The sequence below is a fragment of the Brevundimonas pondensis genome, from assembly GCF_017487345.1.
Taxonomy (GTDB): domain Bacteria; phylum Pseudomonadota; class Alphaproteobacteria; order Caulobacterales; family Caulobacteraceae; genus Brevundimonas; species Brevundimonas pondensis.
Map to the genome: position 1 here is coordinate 1,527,688 of NZ_CP062006.1, position 22,226 is coordinate 1,549,913.

Genomic DNA, 22,226 nt, shown 5'->3' on the forward strand with positions numbered 1-22,226 from the left:
GCTGCTTGGCCGCGTCGTCCAGAGCGGCGAGTTGCCTTTCCAGCTTCACCAGGAAGGTGTCGGAACCTGCGTCGGGATTGCCTTTGAAGGCCGAAGACACCCGGTCGATGTTCTGCGACGACCAGACCCCCGTCTCATCGGTCAGCAGCGCTTGGTCGCCGATCAGCGAGCGGTCCCGCCAGGTCTCGACGATCGCATAGATCGGCTCGACGTCGTGATGAGGATTGTATCGGGCCATGAGTGCGAAAGGTCCGTCTGATCTGAGAAGCGCCCGAACGAATCGGCAGAGGATAGAGAATAGGCCGTTCCGGCGCGGACCTCACGATTGGGCGACCGTCGGTTCGTCGTTTCGGCGGAATGCACGGAGCATGCGCCGGCGATGGAGGCTCGTGCTGGTCGATGCATTATCGGAAGCGATCCGACGCCCGAGGGGGAGGGTCGCGCCGGAGCACTTGCTCCCGTAGACCTGCAAGGCGGGCGGCATGGTCGATAAGACGTCGTTGAGCGTCGATATCGGGGATCAGAGCTCGAACCACGGCGGCGGCTCTCATGAGTCGCGTACCACGATCCGGAGGCAGGCCGGCGGCCTGGCGGTCACGATCCCTGGGACGGTAGCCGCTTACGTCCAGGCCCTGAGCGCGGGCCTGGATCCAGACCTCGCGGCGGAAGGCTTCGTCGCCCTCGACCTTCAGCCGCGTCCAGCCGCGGTGCCGGGCGACCTTGAGCATGTCGGCGATCGTGTCGGGATAGGCCTGGCCGGCGCTCAGCCTTCGACCGGTGTCGGTGAAGGCGGGGTCGGGCGTGCGGTGGTCTCGGTAGAAGCGTTCGGCGCGTCCGCGCAGGTCCCGTTCGATCAGATAGCGGTCCAAGATCGGCTGAGGCACGTCGCCCTTTACGGTCGAACGGGCCTTGGCTTCCCCGACGCGCGCGCGCTCGGGACCGATCCGGTTGGCGGACGCGTCGTCTGCAAGTTGGCGGGCTTGCTGCGGTCCGGTCATGGTTCATGCTCCATCCGTGGGGGCTGAGACGCGTCCATGACGCGGTCGAGCCAGTCGCGGACCTCCCGTTCCGAAGAGCCGTGAGCCGGCGGCGGCAGCCCCTCCTCGGCGAAAGCCCGGACGATCGCGTCCAGATCCGCGTCCACGTCCTCTTCCGACGTCGGCGGCGGCGGTACGGGGGGACCGGGAGGACATTGTGGGAGCTGAGGGACGTCCGGCGGCGGACGCAGGCGGCGACGGAAGACCGCCTCGCGGTAGTAGGCGATCTTCCGGCCCCGAACGGCGGGGAGACCCGCCTTGAGGACTAGGAGGGTGGAGGCGGGCAGGCGCATGAGCTCCTGAGGCAGCATCAGGGGGCGCCGCTGGTCCGAGACGGTGATCATCCTTCGACCGGCGCCTAGCCCCCGGGGGCGGCTGCGGCTGAGGGCGGCATAGGTGTAGGCGCCCAGGCGTTCGCTGAGGTCCTGAGCCGTCTTCAGCTCCTTGGGCGCAAAGACCACTTCAATGCCGCAGTTGGCGAAGATGTCTTCAGCCATATCGACGCCGTAGATCGCTCTCAGCTGGGCCGGGCTCTGGATCACCGGCAGCAGCCGAATGCCGTAGCCCGCGACCCAGGAGAAGGCATGGGCCAGGACCGGAGCCGGACCGAGCCGGGCGAATTCGTCGAGCAGCACGAGAACGGGCCTGTCGTCGGGACCCGGCAGAGCGCGACTGTTGAGGTCGACCAGCTGCTGAAACAGCAGGCTGTAGAGGGGCGCGACGCGAAGCAGGTTGTCGGGCGTGGCGCCGAGATAGAGCGACATGCGTCCCTGTCTCAGGTCCCGGAGGTCGAAGTCGCTGTCGGCCGTCGCCGCATCCACCCTCGGGTTCAGCCATAGCCCCATGCGGGTCGTGATGGTCTGGCGGATCGAGGCGAAGGTGTTCTCGCTCGATGCGCAGAAATCGTTGAGGGCGGAGACGCAGGCGGGGGGCAGAGGCGCGCCGGAGCGGCGTCGGGCTTCCACGACCTTGGGAAAACGGGTGCGCGGGTCGTCGGCGGTCAGCTGACGGAAGATCCCGCCCAGGGTGAAGGGCAGGGGCGGGCTCGCCGCCACATAGGCGCCGACGCCGATGAAGCCTATGCGGGCGGCCTCCGACCAGAAGGGATCGGCGTGGTCATGGCCCGGAAACAGCATGACCGCCATCCGCTGAAGCTCGTCGAGCACGGCGTTGGCGTCCGAGCGGTCGATGTGTCCGAGCGGATTGAACCGGACGGTGCGGCCGGCCGACGCCAGAGGATCGAACATGAGGATACGCTGACCGTGTTCGGCGCGGTAGCCGGCCGTGGCCGTGAAGTTCTCGCGTTTGATGTCGAGCACCACGACCGAATGGGGCCAGGCCAGGAGATTGGGGATCACGATCCCGACCCCCTTTCCCGTGCGGGTCGGTGCATGGAGCATCACATGCTCCGGACCTTCGGCGATCAGGAAACCGCCGCCCGGAACGCGACCGAGGATGATCCCCTCGCGGGCGCGCAGGCCCGCCGCGCGCTGTTCGGCCGCCGTGGCCCATCGGGCCGCGCCGTGAAGAGGACGGCGGCGGGATAGGGCGAGAACGGCTACCGCGGGCAGGACGGACAGGCCGGTGGAGGCGCCGCCGATCATCAGCCAGCGGCGGACATCGGGATCATGGCGGTAGTACAGGAACCAGGCAGGCGCCCTCAGGGGATCCAGATCCGGCGTGAATCGGCCCAGACCGATCAGGGCTATGGTTCCGCCGCCGATCGCCATGAGCAGGAAGGCGGCCAGGAGACCGACGACCCACCGTGCGGCGTCAGGACCCGACGCGGCGCTTGCGGAGCGGGTCATGCCAGACCTCGGTCATGCGGAAACAGCCCCCTGTCTTCTTCATCTGCACCACCACATCGACCAGGAGGTGCAGCAGAGCGCGGATGTCGTCGCGGGGCAGATCGCGCCCGCCGTCGGATTCCCGCACAAGCAGGGTCAGCTGCTCGAAGGCGAGAGCGGCGGAATCGGCATGGACCGTGGTGATCGAGCCCGGGTGGCCGGAATTGACGTTGCGCAGGTAGAAGAAGGCCGTGCCGTCGCGGAGCTCCTGGAGCAGAATGCGGTCCGGCCGCATCCGCAGCGCGCTTTCCAGCAGGGCCTTGGGCCCGACCTGTGCCGAGCCCTGTCCGTCCTTGGAATAGGTCATGTGGACGATGTTGCGATGAGGGGCGACGAGTTCGCGCGCATCCTCGATGGTCAGAAGCCGCTCTTCGGGCGGGATCAGCGCGATCAGTCCCTTGGCGAAGGTGGTCTTTCCCGAGCCGGTGGCTCCGGACACCAGGATGTTGCGGCGGGCTTCTACAGCCAGGCGGAAGAAGGCGGGCCAGTCGCTCCGGTCGCGCAGGCGCATCAGCTCGGCATCGGTCTCATCGACCCGGCTGCCGCACGCCGCGGCCGTCCGGTCGAACAGCCCTCCGGCCCTGAAGTCCTCAAGCGTCAGCTGACGCTTTGAGGGCTTGCGGATGGTGAGCGACACCGTGCCCTGCGGGGCCACGGGCGGCAGGACGATCTGGCAGCGGGCCTCGTCCGGCAGAACGGTGGAGCAGATCGGACGGTCGTCGCCGATGTCCTGACGGGTGTAGGCGGCCGCCGCCACGGCCAGGGTCCGCAGCCAAGCCTCGGACAGCGTCGGGATCTCATGCCAGACCCAACGCCCTGCGCGCTCCACCCCGACCTCTCCGGGGCGGTTGACGACCAGCTCGGTCACGTCGTCCGGAGCCAGCAGCGGCTGGAGCGGCGCGAGGTAGTGATCAAGGACGGCCGTGTCGCCCATCACCGCGCCCTCAGGCGGTAGACCGAGGCGAAGTCGAGATCCCGGGCCACGAAGATGGAGACCTCGCCGCCCTGTTCCTTCCTCAGGGTGGGCGGGATGCCGACGGAGTCCTCAAGGGCCGTCGAAGCGGCGTCGGAGGTGACGCGGACGCCGGACCGGTCGGCGCCGAGATCGACTGCGGCTGAGGTCGCTCCGCCGACGATGCTGAGCAGCAGGGCGCCGCCGAAGCGCTCCCAGAAATGGGTCTCGATGCGGCCGTCGAAGCCGCCTCGGCCGAGCGCATCGGCGGCCGGCGAGGCCAAAGTCACGGTCACCCCGTCCGGGGTGACGGCGCGGGTCCAGAGCACGAACAGCCGGCCGCGTCCCCGCTGAAGGCCCGAGCGGTATTCCCCCAGAACCCGGGTGCCGCGCTCCATCAGCACCACGGAACCGTCGTCGGACCAGACGTCTTGGGGCGTGATGCAGCTGACGAAGCCGGGCGTCACGCTGTCCATCGCCGTCTGCAGCACGCATGGAACGCTCGATCCGGCGGTGATGAGGAAGCGACGGTCGGACAGGCGATCCGCCCGGACCCTGTCGATGGGGCCAGCCTGACGCAACCGATCCAGGTCGGTCGGTGCGGTCGGCTCGGAAGATGCGGGCGCCCAACCCTGTGCAGGGTCCGAGCGCGGCGCGGCGCCGGAGCGGCTGTAGGCGAGGACCGGCGCCCGCCGGGCGCTTTCCGCCAGAGCACGGCGCTGCTCGTCGAGCGACGGATCGGCCTCCGGGGATGCCGAGGCGGCGCCGTCGATCGCGGGGACCAGTGGTTCGCCGGTCAATGACGGGGCGGACGGGTCCGGCGTGCTCAGCAGGGGCGGCTCGGCGCGGCGCCGGGCGGGTTCGAACGGCACGAACTGGCGGGCCGGTTCGTCTGCGCGTTCGGGGGGCGGGCGGTCGCCCCGGTCCCAGCCGGCGAAGAGGAGGACGCCGCAACCTGCCGCCAGGGCGGCCAGGATGATCCATCGGCCTCTCGGACCTCCCAGCCGACCTGCCACCGGCGAGATGGTCCGGTCGCCCGCAGGCCGCTTCTTTGCGCGCGTCGGGGGCCCCGAAGCGTCGGCGTCGCCGTGGGGGGCGATCGGATCGTCGGGGCCGTTCATGACCCGCCTCTCTTGCGGACGCGCTCGACCCGCGGGGACGCTGTTCCTGTGCCCGTTGCGCCCGCCCGGTCGTCGAAGGCTTCGTTAAAGAGGCAGAGGACCGCCCGGCCGCGCCTCAGACGCAGACCGCGCACCACGCTGTGGATGACCACGAATTCGCCCCGCACGTCATAGGGAACAAGCCGCTCGGTCCCGCCGTCGGTCTCGAAGATGGCCGGAACGGCCTGGCTGCCGGGAAAGCGCAGAACGGTGAAGCGGCCGTTGTCGCTCACCTCGCTGGGCTGCAGGGCGGCGTCGCCCTGGGCGGACCAGGCGAAGTTGCGGGGCCCTTCGATCGCGCCTTGGGACAGTTCCAGCCCGATCAGGCGGTTCTCGGCCGTCCGGGCGGCCTCAGCCAGAGCTGCTTCGGCGACGGCGCGCTCGTCGGCCGGATAATGGAAGCGGACCTGATGGACGGCGGCGGCCGTCGCCCGCGCGTCGAGCGCGAAGGCGTAGTGGCGGAGTTCGCCGCCCGCGCGTTCCGTGACCACCAGCAGGTTCGTCGGCGCGTGTCGTTCGCGGGGCTTCAGGAACAGGACGGAACCCTCCGCCGCCACCTCCCAGGCGACGCTGTCGCCGACAGCGGCATGGCGGATGGTTTCGTCCGGCGAAAAGATGATCTGGGTCGCGGTGCGGAAGGCGCCGTCGATGCGGTGGACGACGTCGGGCGCATAGACCAGGTCGCGGATGCGGGCGTCCTGGGCGACGGCGGGCGCGGCCAGGGCGAGAAGGCATGCGCCGAGCAGGGCGGCGGGCGGTCTCATCGGATCACCTCCGGATCGGAACGGTAGGAGAGAACCTGGAAGCCCAGGGGATTGCGCAGCCGGTCGGCCTCGGTCATCGGCGCCCGCGTGTAGGAAAAGCCGATGGTCGCGATCCAATCGCTCTCCTCGACCTGCTGCGCGCGGCGGACCGTCCGACGGTAGCGGACGTTGGCCACTTCGGGATTGATGAAGCCGACGGCCCGGATCGACACAGAGGCCTCAGCCTGAGGGCCGTAGAGGTTCTGCGGGCTCGCGGGGTTGGTTCCTCGGAACAGGTCGGCCCAGCGCCGCTGTTCCGTCGGCCCGGACAGAATGGAGACCAGCCGGAAATTCTCTTCCGCGGCGGCGTCGAGATAGCCCTCGCGGGCGCGGACGTACTGCGCCAGAAAGTACTTGCTGACAGCTTCCTCATATCGGACCGGGCCGGTCTCCTGCGACAGGCTCCGGGCCAGATCGACCGCGCCGGTCGTCTGATCGACGCGGATGACGAAGGGCTCGACCGTCTTCAGGGGCGTCAGTCCCGCCACGGCGAGGACGGCGGCGCCGGCCAGGGCGGCGGATGCCGCGGCTGCGGTCCAGGCCAGACGTCGGGAGCGGACAGCAGAGGCCAACCGATCCTGGTCCCAGCGCTTCGCCTCCGCGAAATAGCGCTTCAGCTCGTCGGAGGGGACGCCGGTCATGCGCAGCCTCCCGACGCGCCGCCGGCGGACGGCAAGGTCTCCGCCTGCGTATCGACCGACGTAGGGGAGGGCGGCAGAAGCGCCGATCCGTGCGGATTGGCCGGCCGTCGGGCCCGGCCGTCGCAGACCGGCAAAGGGTCGGCCTTGATCGCGGCGCAGCCGGCGGCGGGCAGGAGGAGGGCGATGAGAAGAAGCGGAATGCGCATGGATCAGCGTCCTTGAGGTCGGATGGAGCCGCCGCCGCGCGGCGGCGCCCGGCCCGCCTCGACGGGACCGGAGGCGCGGCCGGCACGGCCGGAACCGAGAGCTGCGGCGTTGGCGAAGTCGGCGAGGCCGGCGCTTGCGCCGCCCGCCACCCCTGCGGCGATGGCCGGGGTCTGGAGAAAGAAGATCGCGCCGAGCAGGCACAAGGCGATGAAGATCAGCCCGCCCACCATCGGGTCATGGCCTTCGATGGCGCTCCACTGATCGCGCACCAGGGCCAGCACCAGCTGAAAGATGGTGATCATGAGGGCGAATAGGACAAGGTAGTTCACCGCCTGGCTGAGCCAGCCGAAGAAATAGCGGCGGGTGGCGTCGAACAGGGCCGCGGCGATGAAGATCGGCCCGAGCGCCACGAGCAGCGCCAGGGCCAGCTTGGCGACCATGACGACGCCGAATCCCAGGGCGCAGGCGAGAGCCCCGATGACCAGCACGGCCGCCGCGACGATGTAGGGCGCGGGGTCGAAGGCCGAGCCCTCCCGGGCGATGGTCTCGCTGAGATAACCCGCATAGGCCAGGAATTGATCGAAGGCCGCTCCTACATTGGGCGCGGCTGAGCCGCTGATCGCCTGGGTCAGGGCGTTCGGCAGGTCCACGAATAACGGCTGGGTGACGAAGCCGGAATAGGCCGCCGTGGTCGCCAGCGCATAGAGAAGCGCCAGCTTGATGGAGCGGATCGCGAAATCCATGACCGGTTCGCTGATGGCCCCGCGCAGTATGGCGTAGCCGTAGAGCAGCACATAGAGAACCAGGGCGACGCGCAGCGGGCCTTCGACCGCGGCTATCACGGACGACAGTCTATCGCCGAGGAAGGTGTTCAGCCGCTCGTCGATGAAGAGATAGCTGGGCTCGAAGACGCGCAGGCTCATGGCGGGATCTCCTCAGCGGAGCTGCCGGTAGAGGGCTTCGCGGTTCAGGCGCTCGGCCTCGACCGGACCCCGGGGGACGAAGCGGTCGACGGGGCCGTCGGTGTCCGGACAGGCGGCGGGAACCGGGGCCGTGAGGTACGGGGCGGCCTTCACCGGATGGTCTCCCTGTAAGTCGCCAGCCGGGCGTCCCTGGCCGCGGCGGCGCGCTCGCGGGCGCGCTGTTCCTCGAGCCGCGCCTCGGCGGCCTGTGTCAGAGCCAGTCCCTGAAGCCGGACCTGTTCGTTCTGGATCAGCGCCTGTTCGGCCGCTAGACGCGCCTCCAGGTCCATCACCGCCCGGGCGTTGGGCGCGGTGTCGAGCGCGCGGCGCAGGGCTTCCAGCCCTTTCAGCCGCCGGTCGGCCGCCTCCCCAAGAGCCTCGCCGAGGGCGAGGTCGCGGGCGGTGCGCGCCCCGGCCCGCTCCAGGGCGTCACGATAGTAGCGTTCGGTCTCCGGGACGTTTCCGGGCGGGGGTGCGTAGACACGGGTTCCGGCGCGGATGGCGTCGGCCCGTTCGGCAAGGGCGCCGAGCGCCGACAGATCACCTTCGGCGGCGCTCCGCAGCGCCCGCAGGTCGGGAAGCGGATTGCGCACCTCGGGAAAGCCCAGCTCTGAGGCCACCCGGTTGACGTCGGACAGGTCGTTCAAGCTCTCGAACAGCTGCCGGCCCTGGCGCACCTGTTCGCGCAGCTGCTCGAGCTGGTCGAGGGCGGTCCGCGCCTCGCGCACCAGTTGGGCGTAGGAGGTCGGATCGTGGACGATCTGCTGTGCTCGGGCGCCGTCCGCGACGCTCAGGAGGGCGGCGGCGGCCGAAACCGCGCCGAGGATGCGGCGGATCATGGAAGTCTCCTCTGCTCATGGAAGGCGTCGCGCCATTGCGCATAGGCGTCGCCGTGCTCCGCCCGGAGACGGTCGAGAAGGGCGACGGTCTCGGCGCGGCCGGACAGGACCGCCAGGGCGTCGTCCATGCCGGTGAGATCGAGTTCGACCACGACGCCGGCATGCCCCTGCTTGACCAGAAAGCGGTGGGACTCCGGGGTCAGTTCATCCCGGATCAGGCGGAACTCGGTCTCGCTCAGGCCCAAGCCGTCGACATAGTCGCGTGCCCGGCCGTGGGCGTTGGGCAGGAAGATGCGGGTCGCGCACTGCTCGAGGATGGCCGGGGCGATCGGCGAGGCGAGCGCATCCGACGGCGACTGGGTGCCGAACACCATCATCGCGTTCTGCTTGCGCCAGGTCTTCAGGCCGTCCCGGATCAGATCGGTGAAGGCCGGATCGCCCAGCGCCTTCCAGAACTCGTCGATGTCCAGCACCAGGCGGCGGCCGTCCGCTCGTGCGCCGATCCGGTGCAGCAGATAGAGCATCACCGGCGCGCGGACCTCGGGGTCGTCGAGGATGGTCGTGATGTCGAAACCGATCAGGCGGGCGTCCAGGTAGACGGCGTCCTCGGGATTGTCGAGCACCCAACCGAGCGGTCCGCCCCTGACCCAGCGTTCGAGCCGGGCCCCGATCCCGCCGGCGTCGGCCTGGCCCAACAAGCTCCTCAGCGCCGATAGAGACCGCTGAGCCTCGGGCAGGGCCTCGAGCGCACGTACGCCGTCGTCGATGGCGCGCGCCTGCGTCACGGTCAGCGGGTCGTCCGGACGCTCCACCAGGGCGCGTACGAGCCGGGAGAGGAAGGCGCGGTTGGCAGGAGACGGCTCCAAGGCTTTGAACGGGGCGAAGCCGGTCGGCTCGCCGGCCTTCAGGGCCAGGTAGACGCCGCCCGAGGCGCGCACGAAGATCTCGGCGCCGCGATCCTTGTCGATGAAGATCTGCTGGACGCCGAACCGTTCGAACTGAGCCAGGATGAAGTTCTGAACCACGGTCTTGCCCGAGCCGGACGGGCCGCAGATGAAGGTGTGCCCCAGGTCGCCGACGTGAAGGTTCAGGTGATAGGGCGAAGCGGCCGTGGTCTTCAGCACCGCCAGGGCGTCGCCCCAGTGATGGCCCGATGGACGTCCGACCGGAGGGGCGTGGAAGGGCGCGAGCGCCGCGAAATTGCGCGAGGTGACGACGGCGGGGCGTGTGCGCCTGCTGAAGTTGCCGGGAAACTGGGCCCAGAAGGCCGCCTCCAGCCCGAGATCCTCGCGGGCGACCACCAGACCGCTGTCGGCCAGGATGCTGCGCGCCTTCGCCAGATGATCGACCAGGGCCGGCTGATCGTCGCCGTGGACCAGAACCGAGGCGTGATGTTCGCCCATGACGAAGCGGTTGCTGATCAGATCGTCCAGGGCCGCGGTCAGCCCGTCGATCTGGGAGGCCGCCCGGTCCCGTGATGAGACCATCTGGTTCTGTTTGCGCTCCATGACGGCGCGGGCTGCGGGCTTGGACAGAAAGGCGAAGGACTGGGCGGCCACGAAGGGGAAGGGGGCGTCGAGCAGTCCGTCCCACAGACCCGGTCGCGTGACGGACGGATACTCCTTGACCGCCAGGACGCCCGCGAACCGCGTGTCGGCGGCATCGCGCAGCTCCAGGGTCTCGCGGCCGAAGATGATGCGCGTCGTATAGGCGGCGTCGCCGAGCTGGCCGCAGGTCAGCGGAACCCGCTCGGCGCGGCCCGTCAGGATCAGCCGGATCATCTCAAGCGGTTCGGAGAACCATAGACCCCTATGCTCATAGAGGCCGAGGCGCCGAGGAGCGTACGGGGCGAGGAACTGCATCAGGTCGCGGCCCGCGTCCTCCAGGCGTTTCAGCGAGGCGGCGTCGACTTCGGTCCCGCCCCGCCGCGCGGCGCGCAGACGCCGCATCAGGGCGCCGGCGCGGTCCCCCGCCTCACGTCCCGGATGAAGCACAAGGGTGACGTAGAGCTCGTTGACGAACAGGCGCTGCGTGGACAGCCGGGCGTCATAGGCGGCCGACAGCTCGCGTGCGAAGTCCGAGACGTGCCCCGTCGCCGGGACGGTTCGGATCCGACGACGGACGACGTGGTGCCAGACGGCCAGCCGATCATCGGCCAGGTTGCGCCAGGCCTGATTGAGCTTGATGTGCCGGTCGTTGAGGTCGCGGGCGTCGACCGTCTCGAAGGGCGCGCCGTCCAGCTTCAGGCTGAGCATCAGGGCGCCGCTGTCCAGGACCACGATCCCATCGGCGGCATGGCGGGCATAGGGCAGCGCCGCACGGACGTCCGGTTCGCGCTTCATCAGCCGCAGGGAGACGGAGCCTTCAGCCATGACGCAGATCTCGGGCCGAGGCGCGGCGAGCCGGCGGCAGAGGCGTCGGCGAAGACCCGCCCCAGGTCGCGCCGTTGCGCGCCCGGCCCTTGGTGTCGACATAGGCGAACAGCAGACGGAAGGCGTTGTGATCCGTCCTGCAGACGGCGCGGAACACCAGATGCAGCGCCGGCGCGATGAGCAGGTTCAGAAGGCTGCCGCCGACCAGAAAGACGACGCCTGAAAGGATGACGTTGACGCCCATGGCCTCCATGGGCACGCCCATGATCATGGCTGGCCGGGTGCAGGCCAGGAAGAGCGGGTCCTCGATCAGCCGTTCTTCAGCCATGACCGCCTCCGAGGGCGTTGTTCGCCGCGACGACGAGAAGCGTGCCCAGCCCGAGCCCGCCGGCCCACCGGGCGAAGCGCCCCGGACCGATCAACCGCCGCCACATCATGACGGCCAGGCCCGCGCAGGCGGCGGCGGGCAGGACGATCCAGGCGGCCGACATCAGCCGCCCCCGGTGATGAGGTTGACGATCTCGGCCGCGCCGAAGACCACCACGATGCCCAGCACGACGATGGCGGCCCGGCGCAGGTCGAACAGACCGAACATCCACAGCACGCCCACGATCACCACCGCCAGGACGGCGAGGAGCCGGGCGGTGTTGCCGGTCAGCATGTCCACCACGTTCTGGAGCAGGCCTTCGACGTTGGCGGAGGCGAAGGCCGGTCCGGCGCCCGCAAGGCTCGCGGCTCCGGCGATCGTCGCGGCCGCCGCACGGCGGCGCAGTCGTGAGAGAGGTCGGTTCATGACAGGGAACTCCGTAAGGGCGAGGCATTGAAGGCGGCGACAGGGGCGCCGCGCGCCCGGGCGAAGACGTCCCAGTGCGGGGGCGGGACCTCGGCGGTGATCGGGACGGGCTGCGTCCGGACCGTCGCGTCAGGCGCTGGGAGGGCGAGGGAGAGGCGGACGGCGGCGGCCTCCACGCGGCCGACGTAGCCGTTGCGGAAACCCCGTTCGGGATGGCCGGTGTTGTATCGGGACAGAGCGGCCCGCAACGCCGCCTGCCGTTGGTCGGGGCGGTCGCCGGCGGGGCGGTAGCCGGCCCGAAGGACCTCGGCCGAGGCGGCCAGGTTGCGGCACGGGTCGAAGACGTCCTCGATGCTGAGACCCAACCAGGCGAGGTTGCCGCTGTTGATCTGGCCGATGCCGAGATCAAGGTCGGCGCCGCGCGCCAGAAGATCGCGGGCGATCCGCGCGGCGTCCCCCCGGTCCTGCGGCCGCCGCGACGGACGCGGGCCGCGGTTCACCCCGATGGCCAAGGGATCGAAACGGCTTTCGACATAGGCGATGGCCGCAAGCGTCTCCGGGGCCGCAGCGGGGGCGCAGGCCTGAGCCAGGCTGAGGACGATCGCGAGATCGAGCATGGGGATCGCTCCGCTGAAGACCTCTCGATCTCATCTCAGCCGGGGCGTTCCCGCGACCCGCGGGCTCACCGGGGGAGATCTACGGTAGGAAGCTGCGCTTCTCCCGCGCCCGGCGTTCTCCGAGCGCGAGCAGAGCGACCGCCTGGATCCGGGTGCGCACGCCGAGCACCCGGCATGCGCCCGTGAGATGCTCGTCGACGGTGCGGGAGGAAAGGCCAAGACGCGCGGCGATGGCCGCAGACGTCAGCCCCGCTGCGGCCAGGTCGAGGCATTCGGCCTGACGCGACGAAAGACGAGCCAAGCGGTCGCCCGGTGTCTGACTGTTCGTGGGTGTGATCAGCGTCATGCGCGGAATCGAGCCGGCCCGGCCCTGAAGACGCAAGGCCGTACGGAGGCGACCGGAGGTGGACGACCGCAGACCTACGGCGGTGAGACCTGAGCGGCGATCATCCGCCTTCGTCGTCGGCGGACGGATCATCCGATCCGGGGGTCACGAGGCGGCGCCGACGCTCTTCAAGCCAGGCTTCGGCGTGGGCGTCCCGGGTGACGGCAAGGCCTGCGAGGTCCTTCAAAGCCCGCGTGAAGACGTTGATGATCGTCCGCCCATCCAGCTCGGCCATGGCATCGCCGACCTCCTCGTCGAATTCCTGCAGCACGACCATGAGGATGGTCGCCAGCTTGTTGTCGGCGGACCGCACGGCGAAGGCGGGAGAACCCAGCGAGAGCGCCGAGATGATCGCGTGAGGGTCGCTGTCGGTGACGTCGGCGAAGCGGTGGATACGCTCGAGATTGATGCGGCCCGCCCCGGCTTCGAAATGCTCGTAGGACCGGAGCGCCATGTTCATGCCTTGAGCCACGTCGGCGGCGCGCAGGCGCCGGTGTGAACGGATCAGTCGCAGGCTCGCGGAAAGGACTGCATTCGGCGACGGATGCTGCTCTGTCTCCATCTCCCGGTCATCCCCTTGATGATGGGCTTAAGAATCGTCCGGTTCCTGACGCTCCTGCAGGTTGAAAAATGCCCCAGGCTTGCGTCAAATGAAAGTCCATAAAGATCAACGTCATAAAAACTACGGCCATGGCGCAAATAACTTGCGGACGACAGTATAGGCTTCACGGCCCGAAGCGGGCCTGCCTTAATCCTACGACCGCAGACCTGCGGGGCAGTCGCGGAATGTTGTCGGACGTCCGGCGGAGAATGCCTCATGGACGCGGCGGGCCATGAGAACGCGCGACCCGTTCGGAACGGCGCTGGGAAGCCTCCGCGCGGCGCTCGACCAGGGGCTGGCGCCCGGACGACACCTGCCGGTCGCGGATATCGCGGCTGCGCTCAAGCTGAGCGCTTCGCCGGTGCGTGAAGCCCTGTCGCGGCTGTGTGGAGAAGGCCTGATCGAGGACCGTCGCGGCTTCGGCTATTTCACGCGCAGCACGCCCCAGGAGGACATCATCGGTCTTCTCGACCTGGAGGAGGTCCATATCCTTCTGGCGGCGAAAACATCTGCGGTCCCGCTGCCTGGTCCCGCATCCGACAGGGTGATCGAGGCCTGGATGCTCAGTCTCATGGAAGGCTGCGCCAACCTTCCGCTCGTGGAAAGCCACCTCCGCGTCCGCCGACAGCTCGATCCCTTGAGGCGGCTGCATGGTCCGAGAGACCTCTCTTCACCTGCTTCGGACGAGAATGGCGTCGAGGCCTATTATGATCGATGGCGTCTCGCATCCGTCGAGCTGGCCGCGCGTCTGAGGCGCATGGACCCGGCGCCGCCCGAATATACGACGAATAGAGTTTGAATCGATTCCGGTTCCGGCGCTGATGGTGCGTCGTCGATGTTCCTGTCGACCTTCGGAAATGGAGACGACCATGACTGCCCGACCCAACTCACGCCTCGTCCGCCTGGGCGCCGCCCGCCGGCTCACCCGCGCGGTCAACGACGCGACCTACCTCGAACTGAACTCGCCCAAGGAATACGACATCCCCCCGGGCGAGTGACGTGGAGGCCGCTCGACGGCCCCAAGGAACGCCCGGTCAACGGCCTCGCCCGGACGTCCAAGATCAGAGGTCGATGCCGACGGAAGAGGAGACGGATCATGTCGATCCCGACCGCAACCCGCCTGCTGCGGCTGGGCCGGGCGCGTCGCCTGACGCGCGCCGGCCATGACGGGGAGTTCTTCGAACTGAACTCTCCGCGCAAGTGGGACATGCCGTCCGAATGAGGACGGAAGGGCCGCCGCATTCGGCGGCCCGATCCCCTGTGTTCGAAGGGATGACGCGGCCCGCCCCGATCGGAGGAGATGACGATGCCTGCACGCCCCCGCCTAGCCTCCATCGACCGTCAGGCTCGGCTTGCTCCGGACATTCATGCGGTTCGAACCGGACGCGACCTCATTCTCCTCGACCTGGCCGCGGATGACTACCTCTGTCTGCCCGAGTGCGGTCCGCTCGAAATATCGGGCGCTGTCATCCGCGGCCCGATGGAGACGCTCCTGAGGATGGCGTCCGAGGAACTGCTTCAGCCCGAACACGCCCCGGCGCCGGCTCGAAAGGTTCCGCCTGGGCTTCCCAAGACGCCGTCGGCTCTGCCGACCACAGTGCGTCCGACCATCGGCGATCTGGCGACTTTCACCCTGATCTGGCTCGACGCCGTACGCCGCCGCCCGACCCTCGCGGGTCTCGCCCGGCGGATGCAGGGGCGTCGCGGTCGTCGGAACGACCCGGCGGCAGTCGCCGCGCGGGTGGAGATCTTCAACCGCATTCTGCCGCTGGCGCCGTGGACGGGCGCCTGCCTGCTGCAGGCGGAGCTCCTTTTGCGATTCCTGAACGCCGCCGACCTCGACGCCGATTGGGTTTTCGGCGTCCGAACCTGGCCCTTTCTGGCGCACTGTTGGCTGCAGAACGGAGATGTCTGCGTCAGCCAGGCTCCGGAGACCCTGACGATCTACCGGCCGATACTGGTGATTTGACGATGAGCGCGGAGGCTGCTGTCATCCTTGTTGCGGATCACCCTGCGGCGCTCGCGGATCTTACGGCGCCGCTCCGAGGTCGCCTGGCCCGGGCGGGGTGGTCCTGCAGGGCCGATCATCCCTTCATCAGAGCCTATGCTCCCACGGAAGGCCGGCTGGCCATCACGCCTGCTTTCGACGGTCACGGCCTGCTCATCGGGGACGTCTTCGACACGGAGGGGCGGCCTCTGTCGATGGATGCACGTTGCAGCCTGGGTTGCGGGGTTCTGAACGTCGTTCGGGCGAACATGCTCATCGGTTCGGTTTGGGGAAGATATGTCCTGATCCGCAGAGCGGCGGACGGCGTCTCCATCCTGCGTGACCCGTCCGGCGCCCTGGAGGCGATGGTCTGGCGTAAGGCCGGCGTGACGGTGATCGCCACCGCGGCCGATCCCGTTCTAGATCCCCTCCTTCCAGACGATCTCGACATCGACCCGGAAGGCGTCGCCGCGCTGGTCGAACGTCCCGGTGAGTTTTTTCACAGTCCCGCCCTCCGCGGCGTCAATCCGATCGCGGCCGGCGAACTGCGCACGATGGAGGCGGGCGGGGCGCGCTCGAAACAGATCTGGACCCCGGCCGGGGCCTATCGGGCGGGGCGAGCAACGCCGCCGCCACTGCGCGAAACAGTCGAGCGGGCGGTCCGCGCGATGGCCGGAGACCGCTCCTGGGTGGCTGAGCTCTCCGGCGGACTGGATTCGGCCATCGTAGCGGCGGCCCTGTCCGACGGGCAGCGCCGCCGCGTGACCGCCTGGGTCAACCACTATGTCGACCAACCCGAGGGGGATGAACGGACCTACGCTCGAGCCGTCGGCGACCGGCTCGGCTTCAGCCTCACCGAAGTCAGGCGCAACGCCCTTCTGATCGATGAAGCGAGGCTGGCCCGGACGGCGGAAGGGTTCCGGCCTGCCGTCAACGACCTCGACCTCACCTACAATGACGATATCGCCGACCGCATCGACGCTTCAGGAGCCTGGGGCTCCCTGACCGGCCAAGGCGGCGACGCCGTCTTCTTCCAGATGCCGACGCCTCTGATCGCTCTGGATGAGATACGGGAACGCGGGCTGCGCGCCCGGGCGTCCGTCATCCACCGGACCGCGCGGTGGACGCGTCGCTCGGTCTGGCCGCATGCCTGGTGGAGCGCCTGGCGCGATCACCGTAGGAGCCGCGCCGGCTGGGACCATCCCTGGCTGACCGATCTGCGCGGCGTTCCGCCCGCCAAGGCGTTGCAGATATCGGTCCTGGCCTTCTGCCAGACCTTCCAAGGACTGGCAGGGCGGAGCCGGCGCGGTCCCTGCTTCAATCCGCTGCTGAGCCAGCCGGTGATGGAGGCGGGACTGGCGTGGTCCAGCGTCGAGCTCACCCGCGGCGGCCGCGACCGCGCCGCGGTCCGCGCAGCCTTCTCCGATGTCCTGCCGTCCTCGCTGATCGCACGCCGGTCGAAGGGCGAACTGGGCGTCTTCTACGGCGAGGCCGTTTCGGCCCGGTTGGATTTCCTGCGCGATTATCTGCTCGGAGGCGCGCTCGCCGAGGCCGGACTGATAAGGCCCGGCCTCGACGAGCTTCTCGTCCGCGAAACCCTTCTGTGGCGAGGAGGCTTCCAGAAGGTGCTCGGTCTAGCCCTTACGGAAGCCTGGCTGCGGTGTTGGACGGAGCGTCTGCGTCGCCGTCGGGCCTGAGGTGGCGATCGAACCAGGTCAGCACCTGCTCGTAGTAGACACGGGCGTTCCCGGGGCCGTGAATACCGTGCGCCTCGCCGAACAACAGGGTGAGGGCGGCCGGTCGGTGAAGACGACGCAGGGCCGCATACATCTGTCCGGCTTGATCCGGGGCCGTATCCAGTTCCCCGTGGACCAACAGGACGGGCGCGTTGATCCGGTCGGCCGCTTCGAAAGGACTGTTGCGTCTGTAGCGCTCGGGATCTCTCCAGTAGGCGCGCAGCATTCGCGCCTGACCCGTCTCCAGCCATCTCGCGTTGCCCGAGTTAGTGTAGTCGTTCGCACCGGCTATCCGGTCGGACGACGAGGTGTCGCCGATTGCGGAGGCCAGCTGATAAATGCCGTTGTGCGCTACGATCGCGCCGAACCGGGATGACTGGCTCGCGCTCATCGCGACGGTCCAGGCCCCGAAGCTGTGTCCCCATAAGCCGATGCGGAGCGGATCGACCAGACCTTCGTCGGCTGCTGCGTCGACAACCGCGAGAAGGCGGTCCGCCAGGCCGTCGGCCGGCTCCGGCGTCTCCGGGAGATCGGGATAGAGGACGGCATAGCCGGCCGCGACGAGAAGCGCGCCGTTCTGAACCAGATTGACGGATTCCGGGATCATGGCGGCCGGCGGCGAAGCGTAGGTCTTTCCCGGATATGGGATGACCACCACGGGCGGCGGGGCCGCCCCGGTCCTCTGCGGAAGATAGAGCCAACCTCTTGCGCCCGAAGCCCCGCGGACCTCCCGGGGGAGGATCCGTTCGACGGCGTCGAGTTCGGGATTGAGGCGGATTACGATCCGCGTTCCGTCGGCGGTGCGCAGGGTCAGGGTGTTGAGGCCCCGTCCTTCAGCACCCCGTTCCAGAACGGCGCCGCTCGCCCATCCGACGGCGGCCCCCGGGGCGGCGTGCAGGCATGCCTCCGCCTGCGGATCATCCGCCCGTATCCGGCATAGGCGGTCTCCGTCACGTGCGACGACCGCCTCTCCGCTCTTCAACGGATCAAACCGGCTGCGCTGGCCGAAAGGCCCGTCCGGACGGACGGCGGTCGCCGCGGCGCCGACGTCGCGGGCGAGGCGGTCGGGCCCGACCCGGAGGATGCGGCCGCCGTCGGCGAACAACAGCGATGAGCGGCCCTGCGCCGTGAGACGCGCCTGACGGCGCACGCCTTCGAGCGGAACGGCGCCGTCCGGGCCCTGCAGGAACCATCCCGGCGTCCCGTTGAGGCTGCCGAGGACGACCGGCGCGCCACCCGACCAGCCCGCCTGGACCGTCGGACTGCCGTACACGTCAACGGCCGTATCCAGCGACACCCCCTTGGGCGTCACTTGCCGTGCGGTCCCGCCGGGCGCGACCGCAAACAGGGTAGGGCGGTCGCCCAGGGCGGCGACGAGCAGGGCTTCGGACGAGGGCGCCCAGGACAGCAGGCTTGTCGAGATGTCAACCGCAGCGGACGGATCGATCGCCGCTCCGGTCTCCAGGTTCACCAGCCTCAACGTCCTCGCCCGGCGCAATTCGGTCGCCGTGTCGGCGTCCGGAGGCGGCAGGATCGGACCGTCCTGGAGGAGCGCTGCATGCTTCCGGTCCGGCGAGACCTCGAAATCAAGGAACGGCCCTTCTGAAAGCGACTCCGCTGCGCCGGTGCGGGCGTCGATCCGCCACAGACGACGCGCGGGCGGCGGCGGGGGCGGGACATCCGAGCCGGACGTGACGTACGCCGCTTGTCCGGAGGCGGCCCGCGCCCAGAGACCTGGAGCCTGCTGTTGCAGGGCGTTCATCTGCTCCAGGCGCGGCGGAAGTCCGCCGTCCGGCATGCCCAGGACGAGGAGCGCATCATCCGACAGCCATTCGACGGCACGTCCCCAGGCTCCGCTTTCCGGCGATACGTCGGTCCAGGTCACCGCGCCGGTATCGAGCTCAACCAGTCCGAGCCGCAGCGAAAGCCCTTGCAGCCGGTAGACTACGAGACGGCTTCCCCCCGGGGAGAAGGGGCCCATCCGATACCCCGCGTCGTCCGCCTGCGGCAGGAGGGGGCGGCTCCTCCCGGACGACCCCAGGTCGATGCGGTGGAGCCTGGCGTACCAGAGCGCGCCTTCCGCCTGGAGGTCGAAGCGCGGAAGATCGTTCCGGGCGCGCCGTTCTTCGAACACGCCGACCCTGCCGGTCGGATCCACGGCGATCCGACCGAAGGTCTCGAGGCCCAGAAGGGTGTCGAGGGTGAGGGGATCGGCCCGCACGGGACCGGCTCCGGCCATGACGGAGAGGGCGCAGACCGCGCCGAGCAGCATTGATCGCATGGCGGCCTACCAGCGCTTGACGAGCTGGAGGGAGATGCGGCGACCGAAGATGTCGGTGTTGGCGGCGTCGTAACCGTAGCCCGAAGGAGAATCGTAGAAGGGCGGCTCGCTGTTCGCCAGATTGATGACGTCCAGGGTGACCGAGACCCCTTCGCCCCAGCCCTCGGCGAAGTCGTAGCGGATCTGACCGTCGAAGGTGGTCCAGTCGTCTATGCTGCGCCCGCCGACCGGATCGCGACCGCCGCTCACATGGTTGGCGTTGAGGCCCAAGGTCACCGGACCGCTCGTCCACCGGCCGCCGATCCGGCCCCGCCATCGCGCCGGAAAGTTCGGCGTTCCGACCAGAGCTTCCGTCGGCGAGGTCTCGGTCAGCTCCCGATCGTATCGCAGCAGCCGTGTGATCGAGCCGTCGACGGAGGCCTCGCCCGGCCCCAGATCGAAGGCGTAGCGCGCTGAGATGTCGACGCCCTCGACCTCAAGGCGCGAGGCGTTGACGAAACGATTGTCGATAACGGCGCCGTAGGACGTTGCAGGGAAGACGTTGGGGTTGAAGTTTCCGGGGTGATCCAGAAGCGATTGGACCAGGGCCCTGTCCTCGGCGTTCGAAACCGGGTTCACGAACCGCACGAAGGGCGCAAGGGTGGGGTCGTTGAGAGCGTTGGCGACGTTCTCCGACACCGGGTTGCCGATGCGGTCGTCGAAGCGCGTCCGGAACCAGCCGGCCTCCAACCTGAAGCCGTCGGCCGCGGCCGGCGTCCAGACGAAGCCCGCGGTCGTCGATTCCGCCGTTTCCGGATCCAGATCGGGATTCCCGCCGTACCGGATCACCGAGAGCACATTGGCGCCGTTTCGGTTCAGAAACGCCGGACCGAGCTGATAGGTGGTGTAGAGTTCCCGCAGCGACGGCGCGCGGAAGGACGTGCCGTAGCTGGCGCGCAGCAGAAGGTCCGAGGTCGGGCTGTAGAGAAGGCCGACCTTAGGATTGGTGGTCCGGCCGACGCCTTGGTGATCTTCGATGCGGGCCGCCAGGGACAGTTCCAGTCGCTCGATGCCGGGGCGGGGGTTGTCCGCGCCGACGATCGGCGCACGGAGCTCGACGAAGGCGGCCGAGACATCCCGCTCGTATATGGTCGGGGCCGTCAGTCGAGGCGTCTGACCGGACGTGAAGTTTTCGCCTTCGGTCTCGAAGCGTTCGCGCCTGACGTCGACGCCTGCAGCCGTCCGCAGCGGTCCGCCGGGCAGATCCAGGATCGTGCCGTCGATCTTGAAGTTGAAGGATCCGACCGTGCTGACGTTCTCGACCCGGGTGTAGCCTGAACCGATAAAGGCCAGGACGGCGGCGCTGTTTGCGGCCGGATCGCCGTAGGGGTTGAAGAAGCCGTCCACGGCGGTGCTGAAGGGCGTCGCCGGATTGTCCGGCGTTCTTCCCAAGGCTTCCGCCAGGTAGGTGGTCTGGACACGGTTGGACAGGGTCCGGCCGCTGATCTCGCGCGCCCCGCTCACATAAGCGGCGAGATTCCATCCGAGAACCCGACCCTCAAGACCTGCGGCGCCGCCCAGACTGCGGGTTCGGCCGTCCGACCGGCCGGGCCCGAGATCCCGGATGTAGGAATAGGCGATCTCCTGCATCGTCTCTCCGGTCGGGGAGGCGAAATAGGGGTTGGCCGGCGTCACGACGATCGTGCCGATGTCGGCCGGGGTCGCCAGAACGTAGTCCCGCTCGGTGTAGCGGAGATCACCGTCCAGGCTGAACCCGCCGGGCAGGTTCTGGCGCGCCGCCGCGAACACGCTCTGGCGACGCTGGTGCGGCAGCATCCACTGGCCTTCGTTCTGATTGGTGAGATTGACCTCACCGGCGAGGAAATCGCCCGGCGCCAGACCTACGCCGTTCTGACCTCTGGGGATGGCGTAGACCGGGTCGAAGGACCCGGTGACGGGGTCGAAGTACATGATGTTGCCGGGCGCGGCGTGGAACAGCCGGTGGTCCGATCCGCCCAGCGGACGAAGGTCGGCGCTGCGGGTGGCGCGACGGTCCTCCGCCCGCAGTTCGCCGCGGTCGTGGACCTCGTAGGACGCCACCAGACTGCCGCTCGACCAGTTGAAGCCGTCGGTATGGGAGAAGAGAACCTCCTCGGCGCCGCCGTCGCTCGTGCCGCCTACCCGCAGTCGGCTCTCCGCGCCGTCGAAGCGGGACTTCAGGATGATGTTGACCACGCCGCCTACGGCGTCGGCTCCGTAGAGAGCCGAGGCGCCGTCGAGCAGAACGTCCGCCCGCTGGACGACGCTGGACGGCAGGTTGGACACGTCGGCGAAATCGCCCGCGCTGCCTGTCCCGGCGATCCGGCGGCCGTTGACCAGGACCAGGGTGGCGTCGGCGCCCAGGCCGCGCAGATTGACGCCGGTCGCATAGCCGAGATTGCGCCCCGAGCGGTCGGCGCCGGTTCCGGCCGAACCCTCGAACGCGCTTCCGGTGAAGTTCTGGGGCAGGGCGGCCAAGGCGTCCGCCACCGTGGCCCGTCCGCTCCGCGCGACATCGTCCTGCGTCATCATGATCACCGGAGACGGGCTGTCGGCGCCGCGAAGATAGCTGCCGGTGACGACGACCTCATCCAGCTCCGTCACCTCCGTCTCGGCATCCGCACGGGCGCTCGGATCGACGAGGACGTAGACGTTCGGCCGGCTGCGCCTATAGGTCAGGCCCGTGTCGCGCAGGAGCAGACCCAGCGCGGCTTCCGGCGTGAACTCGCCCGCCACGGCCGTGGAGCTCCGCCCGGCCACGAGGGCGCTGGGGTAGAGGATCTGCTGCCCGCTCTGTCTGGCGAAGGCCGGAAGGGTCCGTTCGAGCGGACCCGGCGCGATGTCGAAACGACGCATCGCTTCGACCTGCGCCGTCGCAGGCGTCGCCGCCATTATGAGCGCCGCCAGGGCGGCTGAAGTGAATTCCGGTCTCATCGAACTCCCCCGATGTCTTATCCGCCTGACTGCGGAGTGGGGAAGAGACGGTGC

At 69.0% G+C, this 22,226-nt stretch carries 23 protein-coding genes; 5 read left to right on the top strand and 18 right to left on the bottom strand.

Features of this window, described 5'->3' with window-relative positions; genetic code table 11:
- Positions 1-404: 404 nt before the first annotated feature.
- The 16 genes from IFE19_RS07675 to IFE19_RS07750 form a co-directional block, all read right to left on the bottom strand.
- Complete coding sequence (locus tag IFE19_RS07675) at positions 405-998, bottom strand: LPD7 domain-containing protein (RefSeq protein ID WP_207826967.1); 594 nt, start codon at positions 996-998, stop codon at positions 405-407.
- On the bottom strand, positions 995-2,845 hold the full coding sequence (locus IFE19_RS07680; protein ID WP_207826969.1) for a type IV secretory system conjugative DNA transfer family protein: 1,851 nt from the start codon (positions 2,843-2,845) through the stop codon (positions 995-997). The genes IFE19_RS07675 and IFE19_RS07680 overlap by 4 nt, the downstream gene beginning before the upstream one ends.
- Complete coding sequence (virB11, locus tag IFE19_RS07685) at positions 2,811-3,818, bottom strand: P-type DNA transfer ATPase VirB11 (RefSeq protein WP_207826971.1); 1,008 nt, start codon at positions 3,816-3,818, stop codon at positions 2,811-2,813. Before virB11 ends, IFE19_RS07680 begins: the two co-directional genes overlap by 35 nt.
- Positions 3,818-4,957 carry a type IV secretion system protein VirB10 gene (gene virB10, locus IFE19_RS07690; RefSeq protein WP_207826973.1) on the bottom strand — a complete coding sequence of 380 codons (1,140 nt, stop codon included), beginning with the start codon at positions 4,955-4,957 and terminating at the stop codon, positions 3,818-3,820. Before virB10 ends, virB11 begins: the two co-directional genes overlap by 1 nt.
- Entirely contained in the window at positions 4,954-5,760 is an 807-nt protein-coding gene (locus IFE19_RS07695; RefSeq protein WP_207826975.1) for a TrbG/VirB9 family P-type conjugative transfer protein, read from the bottom strand. The genes virB10 and IFE19_RS07695 overlap by 4 nt, the downstream gene beginning before the upstream one ends.
- Positions 5,757-6,440 (bottom strand): virB8 family protein, encoded by a 684-nt coding sequence (locus tag IFE19_RS07700; RefSeq protein ID WP_207826976.1) that lies wholly within the window; start codon positions 6,438-6,440, stop codon positions 5,757-5,759. The genes IFE19_RS07695 and IFE19_RS07700 overlap by 4 nt, the downstream gene beginning before the upstream one ends.
- A complete protein-coding gene (locus tag IFE19_RS07705) occupies positions 6,437-6,646 on the bottom strand; it encodes a hypothetical protein (protein WP_207826978.1) in 210 nt (69 codons plus the stop codon). Before IFE19_RS07705 ends, IFE19_RS07700 begins: the two co-directional genes overlap by 4 nt.
- 3 nt (positions 6,647-6,649) lie before the next feature.
- Positions 6,650-7,570 (bottom strand): type IV secretion system protein, encoded by a 921-nt coding sequence (locus IFE19_RS07710; protein WP_207826980.1) that lies wholly within the window; start codon positions 7,568-7,570, stop codon positions 6,650-6,652.
- 149 nt (positions 7,571-7,719) lie between these two features.
- Positions 7,720-8,448: a type IV secretion system protein gene (locus IFE19_RS07715; RefSeq protein ID WP_207826982.1), complete on the bottom strand. Its 729-nt coding sequence runs from the start codon at positions 8,446-8,448 to the stop codon at positions 7,720-7,722.
- On the bottom strand, positions 8,445-10,820 hold the full coding sequence (locus tag IFE19_RS07720; RefSeq protein ID WP_207826984.1) for a VirB4 family type IV secretion/conjugal transfer ATPase: 2,376 nt from the start codon (positions 10,818-10,820) through the stop codon (positions 8,445-8,447). The genes IFE19_RS07715 and IFE19_RS07720 overlap by 4 nt, the downstream gene beginning before the upstream one ends.
- On the bottom strand, positions 10,813-11,148 hold the full coding sequence (locus IFE19_RS07725; protein WP_207826986.1) for a type IV secretion system protein VirB3: 336 nt from the start codon (positions 11,146-11,148) through the stop codon (positions 10,813-10,815). Before IFE19_RS07725 ends, IFE19_RS07720 begins: the two co-directional genes overlap by 8 nt.
- On the bottom strand, positions 11,141-11,311 hold the full coding sequence (locus IFE19_RS07730) for a hypothetical protein (protein ID WP_207826987.1): 171 nt from the start codon (positions 11,309-11,311) through the stop codon (positions 11,141-11,143). Before IFE19_RS07730 ends, IFE19_RS07725 begins: the two co-directional genes overlap by 8 nt.
- Positions 11,311-11,613, bottom strand: a complete 303-nt coding sequence (locus IFE19_RS07735) for a TrbC/VirB2 family protein (RefSeq protein ID WP_207826989.1) — start codon at positions 11,611-11,613, stop codon at positions 11,311-11,313. Before IFE19_RS07735 ends, IFE19_RS07730 begins: the two co-directional genes overlap by 1 nt.
- A complete protein-coding gene (locus IFE19_RS07740; RefSeq protein ID WP_207826990.1) occupies positions 11,610-12,230 on the bottom strand; it encodes a lytic transglycosylase domain-containing protein in 621 nt (206 codons plus the stop codon). Before IFE19_RS07740 ends, IFE19_RS07735 begins: the two co-directional genes overlap by 4 nt.
- Positions 12,231-12,309: 79 nt before the next feature.
- Positions 12,310-12,576 carry a helix-turn-helix domain-containing protein gene (locus tag IFE19_RS07745; protein ID WP_207826992.1) on the bottom strand — a complete coding sequence of 89 codons (267 nt, stop codon included), beginning with the start codon at positions 12,574-12,576 and terminating at the stop codon, positions 12,310-12,312.
- Positions 12,577-12,676: 100 nt separating this feature from the next.
- Positions 12,677-13,069, bottom strand: coding sequence for an XRE family transcriptional regulator (locus IFE19_RS07750; protein WP_207826994.1), 393 nt, complete (start codon positions 13,067-13,069; stop codon positions 12,677-12,679).
- 379 nt (positions 13,070-13,448) lie between these two features.
- Between IFE19_RS07750 and IFE19_RS07755 the strand changes: the two genes are divergently transcribed.
- From IFE19_RS07755 to IFE19_RS07765, 5 genes are all read left to right on the top strand, one after another.
- Positions 13,449-14,015, top strand: coding sequence for a GntR family transcriptional regulator (locus IFE19_RS07755; RefSeq protein WP_207826997.1), 567 nt, complete (start codon positions 13,449-13,451; stop codon positions 14,013-14,015).
- A 70-nt stretch (positions 14,016-14,085) separates the two neighbouring features.
- Positions 14,086-14,214, top strand: a complete 129-nt coding sequence (locus tag IFE19_RS17845) for a hypothetical protein (RefSeq protein ID WP_263972821.1) — start codon at positions 14,086-14,088, stop codon at positions 14,212-14,214.
- Between the two features lie 98 nt (positions 14,215-14,312).
- Positions 14,313-14,438, top strand: a complete 126-nt coding sequence (locus IFE19_RS17850; protein ID WP_263972822.1) for a hypothetical protein — start codon at positions 14,313-14,315, stop codon at positions 14,436-14,438.
- Between the two features lie 84 nt (positions 14,439-14,522).
- Positions 14,523-15,185 (top strand): lasso peptide biosynthesis B2 protein, encoded by a 663-nt coding sequence (locus IFE19_RS07760; protein ID WP_207826999.1) that lies wholly within the window; start codon positions 14,523-14,525, stop codon positions 15,183-15,185.
- Between the two features lie 2 nt (positions 15,186-15,187).
- The gene (locus IFE19_RS07765; RefSeq protein WP_207827001.1) at positions 15,188-16,900 is read left to right on the top strand and encodes an asparagine synthase-related protein; all 1,713 of its coding nucleotides are present in this window, start codon (positions 15,188-15,190) and stop codon (positions 16,898-16,900) included.
- On the opposite strand, the gene IFE19_RS07770 is transcribed toward IFE19_RS07765, so the two are convergent.
- Together IFE19_RS07770 and IFE19_RS07775 are read right to left on the bottom strand one after the other, a co-directional pair.
- Positions 16,845-19,220, bottom strand: coding sequence for a S9 family peptidase (locus IFE19_RS07770; protein WP_207827003.1), 2,376 nt, complete (start codon positions 19,218-19,220; stop codon positions 16,845-16,847). The two genes, IFE19_RS07765 and IFE19_RS07770, sit on opposite strands and share 56 nt — an antisense overlap.
- Before the next feature lie 6 nt (positions 19,221-19,226).
- Complete coding sequence (locus tag IFE19_RS07775; protein ID WP_207827005.1) at positions 19,227-22,130, bottom strand: TonB-dependent receptor; 2,904 nt, start codon at positions 22,128-22,130, stop codon at positions 19,227-19,229.
- Positions 22,131-22,226: the final 96 nt, after the last annotated feature.

What these genes read in the sequence shown, in the direction of transcription:
- IFE19_RS07745 (WP_207826992.1), bottom strand. Translation starts at nt 12,576, where the DNA reads ATGACGCTGATCACACCCACGAACAGTCAGACACCGGGCGACCGCTTG.
- IFE19_RS07680 (WP_207826969.1), bottom strand. Translation starts at nt 2,845, where the DNA reads ATGACCCGCTCCGCAAGCGCCGCGTCGGGTCCTGACGCCGCACGGTGG.
- IFE19_RS07700 (WP_207826976.1), bottom strand. Translation starts at nt 6,440, where the DNA reads ATGACCGGCGTCCCCTCCGACGAGCTGAAGCGCTATTTCGCGGAGGCG.
- IFE19_RS07715 (WP_207826982.1), bottom strand. Translation starts at nt 8,448, where the DNA reads ATGATCCGCCGCATCCTCGGCGCGGTTTCGGCCGCCGCCGCCCTCCTG.
- IFE19_RS07675 (WP_207826967.1), bottom strand. Translation starts at nt 998, where the DNA reads ATGACCGGACCGCAGCAAGCCCGCCAACTTGCAGACGACGCGTCCGCC.
- IFE19_RS07735 (WP_207826989.1), bottom strand. Translation starts at nt 11,613, where the DNA reads ATGAACCGACCTCTCTCACGACTGCGCCGCCGTGCGGCGGCCGCGACG.
- IFE19_RS07695 (WP_207826975.1), bottom strand. Translation starts at nt 5,760, where the DNA reads ATGAGACCGCCCGCCGCCCTGCTCGGCGCATGCCTTCTCGCCCTGGCC.
- IFE19_RS07730 (WP_207826987.1), bottom strand. Translation starts at nt 11,311, where the DNA reads ATGTCGGCCGCCTGGATCGTCCTGCCCGCCGCCGCCTGCGCGGGCCTG.
- IFE19_RS17845 (WP_263972821.1), top strand. Translation starts at nt 14,086, where the DNA reads ATGACTGCCCGACCCAACTCACGCCTCGTCCGCCTGGGCGCCGCCCGC.
- IFE19_RS07725 (WP_207826986.1), bottom strand. Translation starts at nt 11,148, where the DNA reads ATGGCTGAAGAACGGCTGATCGAGGACCCGCTCTTCCTGGCCTGCACC.
- virB10 (WP_207826973.1), bottom strand. Translation starts at nt 4,957, where the DNA reads ATGAACGGCCCCGACGATCCGATCGCCCCCCACGGCGACGCCGACGCT.
- IFE19_RS07705 (WP_207826978.1), bottom strand. Translation starts at nt 6,646, where the DNA reads ATGCGCATTCCGCTTCTTCTCATCGCCCTCCTCCTGCCCGCCGCCGGC.
- IFE19_RS07710 (WP_207826980.1), bottom strand. Translation starts at nt 7,570, where the DNA reads ATGAGCCTGCGCGTCTTCGAGCCCAGCTATCTCTTCATCGACGAGCGG.
- IFE19_RS07765 (WP_207827001.1), top strand. Translation starts at nt 15,188, where the DNA reads ATGAGCGCGGAGGCTGCTGTCATCCTTGTTGCGGATCACCCTGCGGCG.
- IFE19_RS07770 (WP_207827003.1), bottom strand. Translation starts at nt 19,220, where the DNA reads ATGCGATCAATGCTGCTCGGCGCGGTCTGCGCCCTCTCCGTCATGGCC.
- IFE19_RS07740 (WP_207826990.1), bottom strand. Translation starts at nt 12,230, where the DNA reads ATGCTCGATCTCGCGATCGTCCTCAGCCTGGCTCAGGCCTGCGCCCCC.
- virB11 (WP_207826971.1), bottom strand. Translation starts at nt 3,818, where the DNA reads ATGGGCGACACGGCCGTCCTTGATCACTACCTCGCGCCGCTCCAGCCG.
- IFE19_RS07760 (WP_207826999.1), top strand. Translation starts at nt 14,523, where the DNA reads ATGCCTGCACGCCCCCGCCTAGCCTCCATCGACCGTCAGGCTCGGCTT.
- IFE19_RS07750 (WP_207826994.1), bottom strand. Translation starts at nt 13,069, where the DNA reads ATGGCGCTCCGGTCCTACGAGCATTTCGAAGCCGGGGCGGGCCGCATC.
- IFE19_RS07755 (WP_207826997.1), top strand. Translation starts at nt 13,449, where the DNA reads ATGAGAACGCGCGACCCGTTCGGAACGGCGCTGGGAAGCCTCCGCGCG.
- IFE19_RS07720 (WP_207826984.1), bottom strand. Translation starts at nt 10,820, where the DNA reads ATGGCTGAAGGCTCCGTCTCCCTGCGGCTGATGAAGCGCGAACCGGAC.
- IFE19_RS07775 (WP_207827005.1), bottom strand. Translation starts at nt 22,130, where the DNA reads ATGGCGGCGACGCCTGCGACGGCGCAGGTCGAAGCGATGCGTCGTTTC.
- IFE19_RS17850 (WP_263972822.1), top strand. Translation starts at nt 14,313, where the DNA reads ATGTCGATCCCGACCGCAACCCGCCTGCTGCGGCTGGGCCGGGCGCGT.